Here is a 15,525-nt window from a genome sequence, read left to right as displayed (position 1 = left end):
ATCTCTATGATTTGATTAATAAATAACCTTTTAAGCGTCAAGAAAATTTACAAATTAGCAACAGGTTATATATTCCTGCTTGATATATCTTATAAAGATCAGGAAGATAGAACACGTGGTGTGAATTTTGTATAAATATCAGACCTCCGATGACATGGAAGAAGTAAATAAACATCGGGGAATAATAATAAATGCAGTAAATCCAGAAAGCGGGTTCCACGTTTGTAAATGCGTTAACGCAGATTCAGGCAGGAATAATTCCCGATGCGGTAAAACTGATGTTTTATCTTCTGAAGGAAGCCGCAAAACAAAAAAAGTGTCAATGGGAGACGCAATAAATGACATTTAAGAAAAAACTATTGGGAACAATGGTTTCTATGGCTGTTACCGCGGGTATGACTACCACAGTAACTGCTCAGCAGATTCCAGCCCAGGACCTGACGAAGTTTTCTGTTTCAGGAAACCAAGCTAATGTCAAAAAGGGTTCCGGTGTTTACATCATCCAGATGAAGCAGGCACCAGGTATCACCTACGCAGAGGAAATCGGGGAGCTCATCCCAAATAAACAACACGTCGCATCGAGGGGTAACCAATACGCCTCAGACACCAAACAAATCCGCAATTACACCAGCAAATTAAAACGCAACCAGCGTGCCGCAGCAGCCGCCGTGGGTAACGTTAAAATCATCCATAACTATGTTCACAGCTTTAACGGATTTTCAGCAAAGTTAACGCCTGCCCAGGCAAAAGCATTACGCGCTAATCCTGAAGTCGCCAGCGTCTGGGAAGACCAGATGGTGAAAGTAGATACTGCTAATACTCCTGAGTTCCTCGGCCTTACCGGCGCGGGGGGACAGCATACTCTGGGTATTAAAGGTGAAGATGTGATTGTCGGTATTCTTGACACGGGTATCACGCCGGAAAACCCAAGTTTTGCTGATGACGGCTCTTACTCCGATCCGGCTGACATCGGTTGGCAGGGTGCCTGTGATACCGGTGAAGAAGCACAGGCAGGCACATTTGCCTGTAACAACAAACTTATCGGTGCACGTTTCTTCCCTGAGACTTTCCAGTCTGTTTATGACATTCAAACAGAGTTAGGTGAGTTTATGTCTCCCCGTGACGCAGACGGTCACGGTAGCCACACAGCCAGCACTGCTGCCGGTAACGAAGGCGTATCTGCTGTAATGAACGGCACTGAAATTGGCGTAATGTCCGGTATCGCGCCGCGTGCCCGTGTTGCCATGTACAAAGTGTGCTGGAACTCTGACTACGTTAACCCGCAAGGCGGTGACGAAGCCGGCTGTTTCTACGGCGATAGTATGGCTGCAATTGAACAGGCTATTGTTGATGGTGTGGATGTACTCAACTATTCCATCGGTGGCAGTCTGACTGACCTGACCGTGCCGTCTACTGCAGCCATGTTACGTGCGGCACAGGCTGGTGTATTTGTTTCAGTTTCAGCCGGTAACTCTGGCCCTGCAGCATCTACCACCGGCACACCTGCTCCCTGGGTAACCACAGTGGGCGCCTCGACTTATGACGGTACAACTGTTGTAAATGGTCTTGAAGTCACCCAGTTCGATGAAACCAGTACAGTTGCGTTTACCGAAGGTTCAATTACAAAACCACTGAGTGAAACAGGTCCTGTGACCGGTTCACTGGTTGTGGCAGAACCACTGCTGGCCTGTTTTGACGGTGCAGCATCTACGCCACTTGATAACGCTGCTGATATTTCAGGAAACATTGCGTTAATTCAGCGTGGTTCCTGTGCATTTTCGCAAAAAGTTAGCCGTGCACTGGATTCAGGTGCGACTGCTGTCGTGGTTTATGACAATGGCGGCGGTGTTACCGTAATGGGCGGCGATTTTGTCGGCGGCATCCCCGGCGGTATGGTTACTGAAGCTGTGGGCAGCATGCTGAACTCTTCAGCGGTTGAAGGCGGCAATGTGACCGTGACAATGAGTGCCGGTACCTACGTTGAACAAGAGGAAACAGGCAATATCATGGCTGATTTCTCAAGCCGTGGCCCGAATGCCTCTACACTGGATGTTATTAAGCCGGATATCACAGCTCCGGGTGTTCGCATCCTGGCTGCAACCTCTGACACGCCAATGTTCGGCGAGCAGGGCAAGCAAGTGGCTTACTTAAGCGGTACGTCAATGTCTTCCCCGCACATTGCCGGTATGGCAGCGCTGCTTATCGATCAGCACCCTGACTGGACTCCTGCTCAGGTTAAATCTGCACTAATGACGACTGCTTATCAGGATGTCACTAAAGAAGACGGCAGCACACCGGCTGATCCGTTTGATTTTGGTGCTGGTCATGCTGCACCGGTTTCTGCTATGGAACCCGGCTTAACCTTTGATGCTTCTTTCTTCGATTACATGGGCTTTATGTGTGGTCTGGACGAAGAATCATTTGTTATCAGCGAGTCAGGCTACGATTGTGCCACTTATGAGGCCAATTACTTCCCGACTGATCCAAGCCAGCTGAACTATCCGTCAATTGCTATCGGTGAATTGTCCGGTGCTGAAACTATCTACCGTTATGTTTCTGACGTAACTGGTGCAGACAGTACTTACACCATTTCAATTGAAGGTCTGGATTCACTGGATGTTTCTGTCCAGGGCTATAACAGCGACCTTACGCCGGTTCAGGGCGGTGTGGTAGAAGTTGCAGCAAACGGCACCTCAGCATTCGCACTGACAGTAGCGAAAACAGAAGAAACTGTTCTTGATGAATGGATCTTCGGTGCTGTAGTACTTGAGGGTGATAACGGTAAAGTTGTTCGCAGCCCGGTAGCAATTATGCCGGCAGCGGATGAGAACATTTCTGCACCTGAAAGCGTTTCTGTAGGTCTGAACTCCCGTGGCCGTGGTTTCTTCTCAGTGGGTATGAACTATACCGGTCGTGCAAGTATCGACTACGCAAGTCTGGTTGCACCTGAAGTGGTTACAAGCACCGTTGAGCAAGATCTTGACAGCTCGTTCGCATTCAACGAAGACGGTTTGTCTACTACCTTGTTCCACATCCCTGAAGGGACCACCATGGCCCGTTTCAGCTTACGTGACGAACTGGTAGAACAAAGCGGTACTGACCTTGACCTTTACGTTTACCGCTGTGAAGGCTGGTTATGTTCAGAAGTTGGTGTGTCTGCATTCGGTGGTTCTGATGAAGATGTTGTTCTGATGAATCCTGAGCCGGCAGCTAATGTTGGCGTTGGTGATGTCTATATCGTTTGGGTTCACGGTTGGGATCTGAATGGCGCAACGGAAACTGACTTCCAGATGCCTGTATGGGTAGCCGGTGGTAAAGACAGCAGCAGCCGTTTCAGCATGTCATCCCGTGCAGTTGACGGACGCCTTAATGACGTTCGTATCATTACCCGCGGTCTTGCGTCAGGCGTACCTTACATGGGTACCGTGACGTTCTTCGATGGTGATGGCCAGGAACAGGGCACCACCATCGTTGAAGCTGTAAAACAATAATCAGAGGAAACGGGTACAGTGATTTTCACTGTACCCACACATTAAAAAAGGCAGAAGTAACATGAAAAAACTAAAAGCACTCTTTAGCGCAGCCGTACTGGCTTGTTGTTCAATGATGTTTGCAGTGCAAAGTCAGGCTGCAATTATCTCTCAGTCTGTATATGTTGGTGGTCTTGAAATCATTTCTTATGACCTCGAACTGGATAACAGCCTGATCAATTCAGGCATGGGTGCAATCAGCACTTATGATGGCCTGGCGTTTAACCTGGTTGATTTCTATATCCCTCTGGCAGACGGCTGGAACCCGGTTATGAACGATTTCGAAGCTGTTATCGATGTAGATAACATCTTTGCAGGCGTTGAATTTTTGTATGTAGATGCAGAGGATGATTTCCCCTGGTACTACAGCGTTTTTTACGATGCATTCTCCACAATTAATAATTACGCAACTATTTTCTTTGCCGGCGATTATCAGTTAGAAGCATTTGAAGATGACGTAATGGTTGTTAACTCAGTAAGTCTGTCTGAACCTTCAGTGCTGGCACTGTTTGCTCTGGCATTCGGCGGCATGATGGTACGCCGTCGTCGCGCGTAAGCATTTTACTGTTATGATTAAGGCCTTCCCGATGAAGGCCTTTTTTTATTCCTCATTAATTACATCCATTTTATCTGCTCAGTCAGATAAACAGGTCGGTCCGGCGCAACCGTTGCATCACTTGTAAATGCCGGGAGATACTATGATCTTTGTACCGGCACTTTCCTTATTAAGAATAAGTCGTTAACCTGTACCCGTTGGCGTTCAGTGAGTTTGCCACCGGTAGTTTTTTCTTTTCCCCGAGGTTGTTTGTTTGCCAAAACGGTATTTATTCCTGTTTCTTGCCCTGGCCGCTTTAGCCGGCAAGGTGCCGGCGGCCTATGCTGCCGGAGAACAGGTCGTAACCTACTGTATCGATCCGGACTGGATGCCTTATGAAGCCATGCGTAACGGCAAACACATAGGGATCTCCGCAGATTATCTCGATGTTATCAGTAAGCTCTCTCATCTTAAGTTCGAACTCATCCCCACGGAGAGCTGGCAGGATTCGCTTGCGGCCGTAGAGTCCGGCGCGTGTATGGTGACGACAATGATCAACCGTACCCCCTCAAGAAGCCACTTTTTGAACTTTACTACCCCGTATATAGAAGTCCCCAACGTGCTGGTAGGCCGTAATGGTACGCCTATGGTTCAGGGGTTTGAAGGTGTCGGCAATCGTATCGTCGGGGTGGTCAGCGGTTTCAGGCATGCGGAATACCTTGCCCGCTACTATCCTGATTTGCTTACGGAATATGTTGATTCTGAGGTGAGCGGGTTACAGAAGCTATCTAAAGGTGACATCGATTTGATGGTGGGTTCACTGATGGGCGTTTATTCTGCAATTAACGCTCACGACTTTTCAGATCTGCAAATTGTCGGTTTTGCCGAGCCTTTTGATATGCTTTCCTTTGGTGTGAATAAAAATCATGCCGAACTGGTTCCTTTACTGAATAAGGCGATTTCGTCTATACCTGAATCCCGTAAAGTTGATATTTATAAACGCTGGAATGCTGTTCGTCAGGTAAAACAGGGTCGCTATGGATTTGTGCTCGGTATCGTATTTATCGCTATTGCACTTGTTGCTGTAGCCGCCTGGCGAAAACGGGTAATTAGCAGTTACCAGCGCCAAATCAGCCAGAAAAACGATGAAATTGAAAGCTTGCAGTCTTCGTTACTCGAAAAGAACCGTACACTGGAGTTTTTATCCACGCGGGATGAAGTAACCGGCTTATATAACCGCAATTATTTCATGCAAAAGGCTGAAGAAGAGATTTCCAGGCATCTGCGTTTCCAGAGTCCGTGCACACTGATTGCAATTGAAATTACTGAAAACGGTAATAAACTCAGGGCCGGAGCACAGACAGACAGTTTATGTAAACGACTCACCAGTGCTTGTTTAACCACGGTAAGAGATGTGGATATAACTGCAAGGTGCGAGCCTGATAAGTTTATGATTTTATCACCACAAACGACCCTTGCGGCAGGCGACAGTCTGGCAAACCGTTTACTTGAGTGTCTGAAAGCGGAAGCAGATCCCACGATCATTTTTATTACCGGTGTGGCTGAATTGCAGAGCGGGCAACGTTATTCCGAATGGAACGATGACCTTAACAGAGCATTGAGTGCTTCCCGTCGTCAGGGCGGTAACGTAGTCGCGTTAGCAGAGTAGGCGCTGGCAGAGGCTTAGCCGGAGGTATCCGGCTCATAGTGCCACTGATGACCTTCATAGCGGATTTTGCAGCGTTCGTATTCCCGTTCTGAGCGCCAGTTACGGTTGTTCAGTTTGGCTGATACGCCGGCGTAAATTCGTTTGTTGGCCTTCAGCTGAATACGGTTTTCATATTGCGTTTTCAGCTTCTTCAATTCCGACGCTTTCAGTTCCAGCCAGTTTAATAACGCTGTTTCATTATTCAGAAGAGATTTTGCTTCGGTTATCTTGTGCTTTAAATCTTTGTGAATGGTACGACCGGAGATGACCTCCAGCTTTTCTCTGTGGCGGGAGTTATTCTCCCGTAATTGACGTAGAAGTTCATCAATGGTTTCTTTACGCTCCATCAATGCACTCATCCCTGCAGTAAAATCAACTTTCAGCGTACTGCCTGAAATCGCGCCCAGTGTGCCGGCTTCAACTTTGTCTTCGCACACAATTTCACAGGCAAACAGATTACCCATTGGTTTGGATATGTTTCCTACAGTGACAGAACCACCGGCCTTCAGGCGGCTGTAGGCCATTTGTCTGCCCACGGTAATATTCTTACCGGCAATAATATCCAGCCCCTGGCCATGCTGAACGTGAATGCTGCCGCCTGCGATAAGCGTGCATGCATAACCTTCAGCGTTATCGGTAACCTTACCCATTGCACCTTCAGTGATGATGATATCGCCGCCGGCTTCAATGATTGCAGATTCAACAAAGCCGTTAATCGTGATGTCTTTGGTTGCTTTGATTTTCATTTTCTCTGCAACATCACCATTCACAAGAACAGCACCGTCATAGGTGACATGTCCGCTGCCCACATTGACACCATTGCAAATAAACGTGTCGTCAATATTCATGCGGTGTTCATGGTATTTCGGCATGCCGGAAATCGTCGCTACCAGCATGTTCTCATCTTCATTACTGACGGCGGTACCGGAACCCATTTTAAATTCCAGCCATTCACCGGGCTTGGGGTAAAGTACCGTGTCTTTAACGTCATAGCCTTTACGGCCTTGAGTCGGTGCTGTTCTGCGCACTACTGGTGTGCCGGTTTTCACACAGATGACGTCGCCAAGATTCCGGAGATCCGCTTTTTCGCCCTCATTGGTCTGAGGCTTGAGGACCCGCTCAAGTGCATTCGGGACCAGCGGAATAAATCTTGAACCCTTTCCGTTTCTGGGAGGGAGTCCCTTGGCCACTACAGCCTTGAGCACCTGGCCGGGTTCTGCTTTTTCCGCTTCTTTCAATAGCATATTAATGTGGCGCATGCCCACGCCACGGCGTATGCGCTGTTTCCAGGCGAGGTTACGGATAGTGATGGCATTAGGCATTCTGCCGCCGTAGGGAGCGGTAAGCCGCAAAGTGGCATGCATGTTATCTTCACTGACAACAAAGTCGACTTCTGCATGGCGCAATTCAGCAATGTCTGCGGTAACCGGCGTCTTGTCGCCGGTTTTATGATAGAGGTTTGCTTTGTCACAGGCTGATTTCAGGGCTTTTTCTGACAGATAGAAATCGCTGTAAGCACCACTGGCTATTTCAGATTTAATGGTGCTCAGATCTGCTTCCTTTTCCATTTCGGCAGGAAGTAAGCTAAGGGTGACAAACTGAGTATCGCTGTTGTAACTGAAAGAAATACCTTTCATCTTCTGTTCCATGAGACTACGCCAATACCATATCGGCAAACTGCTACTACGTCTTTAGTCTACTTTATAGTGACAGTTGCGATGAGGTCAAAGGTTTTGAGCGTATTGATATAGCGCCCTGAGTATAGCTTGTCTGTTTGGATCGTTCTGATGCTCATGCGCCAGCGTTTCCAGTTCCATCATAAACAGTTCGAGGGTAACCGTGGCGGGCGAATCTTTATCAGTCAGCCTGTATTGTCTGTGTGCCTGCCAGCGGTGCATTTCATCAGCGTTCAGCGTGTAAGGATAATTACGTGCACGATAACGGAACAGCAGGGTTTTTAAGGTCTGGTTCTGTGTTTGTGATGCCAGCCGGTCAAGCGCTTCCGGTGCGCTGGCATGCACCTGCTCACACCAGCGGCGCTCTTCATCTGATAAAAATCCACCACTGTAAAGGGAATGATCGGCATCATTATCAGCGTCATCATAAGGCGTGTTATATACATCAGACAACTTTTGTGTGATATCGCTGGCCGCTAAACGCTTGTAATTTTCCAGGCACTGCTCTCTGTTCAGCCCCAGCCGTTCAGCATTTTCTTCCGTCATGGCTTTCGCCGTTGTGACAAAAGGGGACCGGTTGATGTGAATAAGCTTTAGACCGGGACGGGGTTCATCCCCCAGCTCTGACGCCGGTGTGTACAACTTTTCCCGGATGGTATCTGCATCATCGTTTAGCAGCGGTTCTATGGGCTGAGACAAATCGACGGCGATAATGGCATTACTGTTAACGGGGTGCATGGAAATTGGCATTACCCAGGTACAACAACCCTGACTGGCGGGAATTTTAGATGAAATATGCAACAGCACAGAAGGTTGCTGCAGATTAATCTGCTTTAACACGGCATGTTTACTGCGCAATGAAAATGCATAGTCATAAAGTTTTGGTTGATGTTGCCGTATCAATTTTGCCAGCGCGATAGTAGCGCGGACATCCGAAAGTGCATCGTGAGCCTGACCATGTTCCAGTTCATTGGCTTTAGCCAGTTCTTCTAATTTGAATACCGGTGTGTCATCGTCTCTCACCGGCCAGTTAATACCCTCAGGACGCAGGGCATAGCAAGCTCTGGCGAGATCAATAATATCCCAGCGGGAATTGCCGTTTCGCCACTCTCTGCCATAAGGGTCATAAAAGTTGCGATAAAAGAGGGTGCGGCTGACTTCATCATCAAAGCGAATGCTGTTATAACCAACCACGCAGGTGTTTGGCTGGCTCATTTCTTCATGGATACGTCTGGCGAAATCAGCCTCAATCATACCGTCACGCAGCGATTGCTGCGGTGTGATGCCGGTGATCAGGCAAGCCTGAGGGTGGGGCAATGCATCATTGGCAATTTGCGCCATGATATTAACGGGCTTTCCAATAACATTTAATTCTGCATCGGTACGGATGGCAGCAAATTGAGAAGGGGTATCTTTGAGCGGGTTAGCGCCCCAGGTCTCGTAATCGTGCCATAGCATTGATGGCGCATATTGTGTCATTGGTAAATAAAATCCATTAGAAAAACGTTACGCGGGGCACTATACCAGCGCAGCAGGGTGCAAGCCAGTTTGCGGCTGATGAACTGATCCTCCGGACGATGTAAAACACGAACAACAACAAGGAAAAGGAATGAAAAAGTTTCTCGCAGCTGTGATGTGCAGCGCTTTGACATTAAGTTCGCAGTTAGTGGCGGCTGAAGAAAAACCGGTGGCAATCGTTATCCACGGCGGCGCCGGAACCATACTAAAGAAGAATTTCACGCCGGAACTGGAAAAAGCCTACAAAGATACCCTCAGCGAAGCAGCAAAAGCAGGCTACGCGTTGCTTGAGCAGGGCGAACCCGGTGAAAAGGCAGTAATTGCAGCCATTCAAATTCTGGAAACCTCACCGCTGTTTAATGCCGGCATCGGGGCTGTGTATACATGGGAAGGTGAACACGAACTGGATGCCTCACTAATGCATGGCGGCACTCATAACGCCGGTGCGGTGGCGGGCGTAAAAACCATCCGCAGTCCTATCGCAGCAGCATCGGCTGTTATGCATCTATCTCCTCATGTCATGCTATCCGGTGAAGGGGCAGAAGCTTTTGCAGAAGAGCAGGGACTGACGCTGGTGGATAACCATATCTTTGACACTGAAAGACGCCTTGAATCACTCAAAAAAGTGAAAGCCCGTATGGAAAGTGCTGGTTTGTACGGCGGTCAGAAAGGCAATGAACGTTTCGGTACAGTAGGCGCGGTTGTGCTCGACCGTGAAGGCAATCTGGTAGCAGGTACTTCAACCGGCGGAATGACTGCCAAGCGTTATGGCCGCATCGGCGATTCGCCTGTAATTGGTGCCGGAACCTGGGCTGACAACGACAGTTGTGCGGTGTCGGCAACGGGGCATGGTGAGTTTTTCATCCGTTATCATGTTGCAGCAGATATTTGTACCCGTATGAAATATCAGGGCACAACGTTAAAAGAGGCGTCTGATACAGTTATTTTTGATGTGCTCAAACCGGTGGGCGGTGACGGCGGCATTATTGCCATTGATAAAGAAGGCAACATTGCAGCACCGTTTAACTCAGCGGGCATGTACAGAGCGAAAATTGACGGTAAAGGGGTCCTTTCCGTGGGCATTTTTGAGCAGTGGGAAACATTGTAAAAATTATGTACAAATCCGGCTGAAATTATTCGCGTCCGGGACACGGAGGGTCTAGGCTGAAAGTAACGACACGTCATGGTGACGTACTGGAGGCTAAACATGGAATCTTTGCAAGTAAGCGACTATATGAATCATCATCCGGTGAAATTAACCGAAGACATGACCGTTGCCGAAGCCGTTGAAAGACTGCTGGCAAATAACCAGACTGGTGGCGCTGTCCAAAACGCACGGGGGCAGGTGACGGGATTCTTATCCGAACAGGATTGTCTGAAGATGATGATTGAGTCGAGTTATTATCGTGAGCAAGTGTGTCGGGTGAAAGACATTATGCAAACTACCGTCAGTGCGGTGAAACCCTGGAATTCTGTACTGGAAGTGGCGCAGCGATTGATTAACGAACGCCCGAGGGTTTTTCCTGTTATTGACGATGACGGTGCTCTCGTTGGCGTAATAAACCGTGCCGCTGTGCTAAAAGCCATTGATAAGCAGCTTCAGTCGGGCTACGACAAAATGGCTGTTTAAATCAGCGCTAACGACAGTGGACAATCAATAAGAGAAACCCTTGCTACCAACCATAGCAAGGGCCCGCTCTCCGTTTTGCAGTGAGCTGTTATTTCCGGCGGTGCTGGCGGATAAATTCTGCCAGCGATGAACCTGAAACCAGCTTGAAGTTTTGTTGCTGAGAGGGCATCACGTTGTGTCCATCCTGGACAACCAGCAAGCCATCAGGCAGGTTTTCGCCGAAGGGCAGAGACATGGTTTCCAGACCGTCTGTTTCTGAAACCCCGTCGATGCCTTTTTTAAGATCAGGCACAATATCAAACGTGCCCAGTAAGTGGTTATCCGATGTGGCGTAAACGGCATAGCGGTGATTGCCCTGGCTGGACACTATCAGATAACGTTCCCCGTCCACGTCAAACAGGCCCATACCTTCAATATCGTCTTTTACCGCACCGTCTGCTTTTGCAATCAGTGACGGTTCAGGGCTACTGATATCCAGGCTACGCTTCCAGACGCCGGCATCTTCTTCGCCGTAATACAACATGGCGTTTTCATCGTCTGCCACGCAGCCCTCAGGCTGTGAAGGAACGGTAAACCGGTCGATGACCTTGCCCGTTACTTTGTCTTTTTCAAATGACAGGCGATGCCGCTCGTAACTGCCATCCGTATCGTTCACCAGCACGTCAACACCATTTGTATGTTGATACAGGCACAGACCATAAAGATCGTTTAATTGCGAGGACAGCTTACCGGCAGGCACAGCGTTTCTGGTTGCCGGAGCCAGCAGGAATATGTCCACCGTGCGGGTAGTGCGGTTTGACGCTGCCGCAATGGCAAGTTCCTGTCCGGCTACCTGCCAGCGGGATCGCACATCGACGTTATTTAGCCTGCCTGCATTCAGATGTTGAAGTCGCTTGCCTGAAAGATCATACAAGTCCAGCCCCGACTTTTTGTCTGTACCGATTATCACAGAGGATTCCGGGGTTTTATCGTTGTACCAGATAGCCGGATCGTCAGCGGCATCACCAAAGCGGGCAACGGGATCGGTTTCCGCGAATGCGGTTAAATGTCCATCTGCTGATTGTGTGCGGCGGGTCGTCGTTTGCGAAGCTGAAACCGGTAATACAGCGGTAAACAGGTTTTCGCTGTCATCGTCATAAAGGCCGAGTACAGTCTTTTTGTTAAACGGGGCAGCTCTTACTGCTTCCCATTTATGTTCTCCGTTTATTTTAAATTCACTGATGCTGTCATTGTGGAAAACATTCATCACCGGGGCGTCGGGGGAAACGAACACTGTCAGTCCGGCTGCCTGGCCGACACCTTCAACGCCTTCGCTTGTTACGCCGTGCTGTTGCGTCAGAATAAGGGAGCGGCCATCACCGGCTTCGGCGTGATGGTCGTATTGCCACAATCCGGTGTTTTCATCAGCCAGATACACATAGCCGTTTTGAACATCAGCCTGGCAACTTTTAATGCCCGGGCCCGTGTTAACGGTCCGTACTTCCACAAAGTGATCGTCAGTCAGCCAGTGCTGCTTCATTTGTCCTGTGGCGTCTGCTGTGGTCAGCGTCAGATGTTCACCGGAAACAGATAAACACAGCGCTTCAATGTCAGCCAGATCTGCCTGCAGCGATTGCTGTTTTTCAAACTCGTCAGTACCGGTGTTGTAGCGGTACAGCTCAACACCATAGGTATCGTTGTTAAGCGCCGCAACGGTCAGGGTGCCGTTATGCTGCAGAATATCGGATTGACTGAAGTGACCGGGCAGTGTGCTGATTATATTCTGATCTTTACCGGTCAGAATCAGGCCCCGGGTTTCGCTGGTAACCAGATAATGCAATTGATTGTTAATGACCAGCGGGGTTAACTGATTACCTTTAATTGAAAAGGCCTTTGCATCAATGGTGACAGGATCGGCCACTACCTTTCCCGGCGCAATAAGCAGAGAGGCAAACAGAAAGGCGAGGGGAGTATGTTGTTTTTTCACATTAAATCTCATTGAAATCGTTAGCAGTATGAGGGAAGAAAATCGAGGTGCAGCATGAGCCGCACCACGGTGTCTGCAGGTTACATTTGCCAGGTAAATCCAAGTTCAAATGTACGGCCGTATTCTTCGTACTGCGCATTGCGGTTTCGCTGGTCGAAATAGTGGTAGTAAGGCTCGTCGCTCAGGTTAATGCCGTTGAAATAAATCAACATGTCATCATTGATGTAATACTTGCCTGAGAAATCAAGCTGGTGGTGATCGTCTTCCATACGAAGCATATCGCCATCGATTTCTTCCAGGTTCTCGCTCTTGTACGTCATAGTAAGACGCAGGCTGACCAGGTTGTTTTCGTAGCCTAACGTAAGGTTACCCACCGTGTCTGACTGGTTGGGCAGACTTGTTTCAAATGTTTCACCGTCAAGCAGGGTCGTGGCATCAGAGGACGAGAACGTACCGTTCGCTGACATTAAAAAGCCGTTATCAAAGGCTTTTACCCACGACAGCTCAAGCCCGTGTAAGCTTGCAGACTCACCGTTAACAGGCTGTACCACTTCGTCATAGCCCTGCCAGTCTTCTGTACCGGCTACGTCTGCATATACGACAAAATTATCTATGTCTTTATAGAAGTAACCGGCAGACAGCACACCGATTGCGCCGGGATAATACTCAACAGACAGGTCTACGTTGGTAGATTCGTAAGGCTTAAGTTGCGGGTTACCCACTTCGGCCTCCCGTGCGGTGACAAAGCTGTCGCCGTCTTCTTCTGTTTTGCTCTCGATGATCTGGTATGCCGCTACATCTTCAAACTTAGGTCTGGCGATAGTTTGTGTAAATGCACCGCGCAACACGACTTTGTCATTCAGGTCGTATCTGAGGTTAACACTTGGAAGCCAGTTATCGTAATCACGATCCGCATTCCAGGCGGTGTTGATCACTTCTTCAACGTCCGTTTCTTCATTTTCGACCAGTTCAACCCGCATACCGTCAGTGCTGAAGTCCGTGCGCTCATAACGTAAACCGGCAACTACCCGGAGGGCATCAATGTCGGCTGTTACCATGGCGTAGGCCGCGAAGATATCTTCATTGTTGACATAAGACGCCCCGTTAGACTCAACTTCTGAGTCCAGTTCGGCCAGCTCAAGAGCACTGCGGTTACTGTTGAAGTTATTTCGCAGTGCGTTTCTGTCCAGTCCGTCGCCAAAATCACCTGGATTCCAATCCGGAGAAGCTGCTGCAAATCCTTCACCTGTGATGCCATCAAAGTCACCATCATAAATGGATATCTGGCTTGTATTCACTTTTTCACGGCTGCGGTATTTGCTACCAAATTTAAACTCGCCCTGATAATCGCCTAAGGTAATACCGCGGACAAAGTCAATTTTTGCACTCGTCTCGCTATCCTTCATATAGTTATCTTCAAAGCTGATTTCGTCTAAATCATAATTGGCCAGTTGCATGGCTTCTGCATTCTGGGTGAGCTGCGGAATGCGGGTGTCGAGGTCAGCACTGATGCTGTCATTATCCTGAACGAACGTATAGTAAAGGGCATCCGGTTCGTCTTCCTCAGACTTTGCATAACCCAGCTGCCAGTTGATATCCCAGGTATCCAGTTGGTGTTCACCGCCGGCCGCCACGGTCATAATCGTTTGCGTCTCGTATCTGTCTTTGCTTTCTCTGGCAATTTCAGAGTCTTCACCATCAAAGGTGAAAATGTTTGCCTGACGATACTCGTTGTCAGAAAACTCGCTGTAAAGGGTGCGCAGGAAATACTGATTGTTGAAGTCCGGACGGAAATCGAAATTGACCGCAGCGCCTAAACGCTCACGGGTGATGGTGTAGTCACGCTGTTCCAGTTCATCATCGCCGTTGCTTTCAATATTGTCGGAACCAAAATCACGTTCGAACCATGAAAGCGCAGCGGCAACACCAAAGGATTCGTTAAACTTGTGTGTCAGGCTGCCAGACAATTTCGGACTGGTTTTATCTACCAGTTCATTGTGGCTGGCCTGCACTGTCAGTTTGGCCGTGTCCTGCTGGTAATCAAAGGCACTGACACTTTTCACTTCGATGGCACCACCGATAGCGTCACCATCCATATCTGCAGTGACAGATTTGGATACTTCAAGGGTCTGGATCAGTTCTGACGGGATAACATCCAGTGCCACAGAGCGCACACCGGCCTCTGGAGAGGGGATGTTAAGCCCGTTAATGGTAACGTTATTTAAGTTAGGATCGATACCGCGGATCCCGACAAAGCGACCTTCACCCTGATCCCGCTCAATCGACAAACCCGGTAAGCGTTGTAATGCTTCAGCGGCATTCTGATCAGGGAACTGACCAATGGCGTCGGCAGAGACAATGGATGAAATGCGATCAGATACCCGCTGCTGGTTAATGGCACTCGCCTGACCGCTGCGTTGTCCTTTCACCAGAATATCGGCGATGGCTTTGCCATTATCAGACAGTGCAATAACAGGAGAAACAATGCCTGTTTCCATTACATTTACCACTTCTGTGACAGGTTGCGCGCCCAGATAGCTAACCTGAAGCGTGTATGCACCTGCCGGTAAAGAAGGGAACCGGAACGAACCGTCCCTGCGGGATTCGGTAACAAGGTTTAATTCTTTAAGTGTGATCTGAGCACCCGCAAAAACACGGGAGTTGTCTTCGTTTGTCAGTTGTCCGGCAATTTCTCCGGCATTCACTGACAACGCAGCAGTAGAAAGGCTGAGCGCAGCTAAACAATGAGTGGTCAATTTTGAAAGACGAAGCATGAGTGCATTCCTGAATTTATAACGTTGTGTTAAGTGACTGGCCGCTACGCTAGAAAGAGTTAATGACAATTTTGTGACCGCATGATGACAGCGACTGTCATAAACACCTGATTTTATTATTTATTATTGAAAAAAATAAAATGGTGAGCCATTTTGACCCTAAGCTAACCCATTGATGTTAATTGATT

Annotated in this window: 9 protein-coding genes; 5 read left to right on the top strand and 4 right to left on the bottom strand. The window is 48.6% G+C overall.

The genetic code is table 11. The annotated features are described in order from the left end of the window. Positions 1-338 precede the first annotated feature (338 nt). The 3 genes from J3369_RS11880 to J3369_RS11870 all read left to right on the top strand — a co-directional run bounded on the left by J3369_RS11880 (position 339) and on the right by J3369_RS11870 (position 5,734). Positions 339-3,491, top strand: a complete 3,153-nt coding sequence (locus tag J3369_RS11880) for a S8 family serine peptidase (protein WP_349587051.1) — start codon at positions 339-341, stop codon at positions 3,489-3,491. Positions 3,492-3,552: 61 nt separating this feature from the next. Further along, positions 3,553-4,086: a PEP-CTERM sorting domain-containing protein gene (locus J3369_RS11875; protein ID WP_349587048.1), complete on the top strand. Its 534-nt coding sequence runs from the start codon at positions 3,553-3,555 to the stop codon at positions 4,084-4,086. 253 nt (positions 4,087-4,339) lie between these two features. Continuing rightward, positions 4,340-5,734 (top strand): transporter substrate-binding domain-containing protein, encoded by a 1,395-nt coding sequence (locus tag J3369_RS11870; RefSeq protein ID WP_349587045.1) that lies wholly within the window; start codon positions 4,340-4,342, stop codon positions 5,732-5,734. 14 nt (positions 5,735-5,748) lie between these two features. Here J3369_RS11870 and J3369_RS11865 read toward each other — a convergent pair whose 3' ends face one another. Together J3369_RS11865 and sbcB are read right to left on the bottom strand one after the other, a co-directional pair. Beyond that, positions 5,749-7,410, bottom strand: coding sequence for a flagellar assembly protein A (locus J3369_RS11865; RefSeq protein WP_349587042.1), 1,662 nt, complete (start codon positions 7,408-7,410; stop codon positions 5,749-5,751). Positions 7,411-7,497: 87 nt separating this feature from the next. Then, positions 7,498-8,928 carry an exodeoxyribonuclease I gene (gene sbcB / locus J3369_RS11860; protein ID WP_349587039.1) on the bottom strand — a complete coding sequence of 477 codons (1,431 nt, stop codon included), beginning with the start codon at positions 8,926-8,928 and terminating at the stop codon, positions 7,498-7,500. Between the two features lie 130 nt (positions 8,929-9,058). Between sbcB and J3369_RS11855 the strand changes: the two genes are divergently transcribed. Both J3369_RS11855 and J3369_RS11850 read left to right on the top strand, forming a co-directional pair. Further along, on the top strand, positions 9,059-10,075 hold the full coding sequence (locus J3369_RS11855; protein WP_349587036.1) for an isoaspartyl peptidase/L-asparaginase family protein: 1,017 nt from the start codon (positions 9,059-9,061) through the stop codon (positions 10,073-10,075). 99 nt (positions 10,076-10,174) lie between these two features. After that, the gene (locus J3369_RS11850) at positions 10,175-10,597 is read left to right on the top strand and encodes a CBS domain-containing protein (RefSeq protein ID WP_119501554.1); all 423 of its coding nucleotides are present in this window, start codon (positions 10,175-10,177) and stop codon (positions 10,595-10,597) included. An 88-nt stretch (positions 10,598-10,685) separates the two neighbouring features. Here the strand turns inward: J3369_RS11850 and J3369_RS11845 are convergent, their stop codons facing one another. Together J3369_RS11845 and J3369_RS11840 are read right to left on the bottom strand one after the other, a co-directional pair. Then, entirely contained in the window at positions 10,686-12,563 is a 1,878-nt protein-coding gene (locus J3369_RS11845) for a phytase (protein ID WP_349587033.1), read from the bottom strand. 80 nt (positions 12,564-12,643) lie between these two features. Continuing rightward, on the bottom strand, positions 12,644-15,337 hold the full coding sequence (locus J3369_RS11840) for a TonB-dependent receptor (protein ID WP_349587030.1): 2,694 nt from the start codon (positions 15,335-15,337) through the stop codon (positions 12,644-12,646). Between the last annotated feature and the right edge of the window lie 188 nt (positions 15,338-15,525).

It is taken from the genome of Alteromonas sp. NFXS44, assembly GCF_040148705.1.
Classification (GTDB): domain Bacteria; phylum Pseudomonadota; class Gammaproteobacteria; order Enterobacterales; family Alteromonadaceae; genus Alteromonas.
Note: the sequence above shows the minus strand (reverse complement) of the source record. Positions and strands in the feature narration are given on the sequence as shown.